This window comes from Glycomyces salinus (assembly GCF_016428645.1).
GTDB classification, from domain to species: Bacteria; Actinomycetota; Actinomycetes; order Mycobacteriales; family Micromonosporaceae; genus Glycomyces; species Glycomyces salinus.
The window spans coordinates 1-458 of the sequence record NZ_JAELXW010000205.1 but is presented as its reverse complement, the minus strand read 5'-3'; the positions used below and the strand labels follow the sequence as shown (position 1 = coordinate 458).

Sequence of the window (458 nt, the reverse complement as noted above, 5' to 3'; positions counted from 1 at the left end):
GAGGCTGAGGAGGCGCCGGCGGTGTGCGACGGGACGATCGAGTCGAATCACTCGGGGTATTCCGGTTCGGGGTTCTGCGACACGCCGAACGAGACCGGTGCGTCTTCTGAGTTCACCGTGGACTCTGAGAGTGCCGGTGAGGCGGAGGTGCGGGTCCGGTTCGCCAACGACTCCTCCAGTGGTGCTCGGGGTGCCGATGTGGTGGTGAACGGTGCCACGGTCGATGCCGCGTCGTTTGAGACGACCGGTTCGTGGTCGACCTGGCGCACCAAGACCCTCACCGTGCCGCTGGAGGAGGGCGAGAACACCATCGACCTGGTAGCGACCGGTTCGGAGGGCCTGCCCAACATCGATTACCTCGAGCACGTCCTGCCCGACGACGGCGGCGGTGACCCGGTCCGCTACGAGGCCGAGGACGCGCCGGCGGTGTGCGACGGGACGATCGATACCAACCACTC

Annotated in this window: 1 protein-coding gene; it reads left to right on the top strand. The window is 67.0% G+C overall.

Translation table 11 applies throughout. From position 1 onward, the window contains the following. Positions 1–21 precede the first annotated feature (21 nt). Positions 22–458, top strand: a 437-nt coding sequence (locus JFB92_RS25065) for a carbohydrate-binding protein (protein WP_199044698.1), incomplete at its 3' end; no start/stop codon positions are given.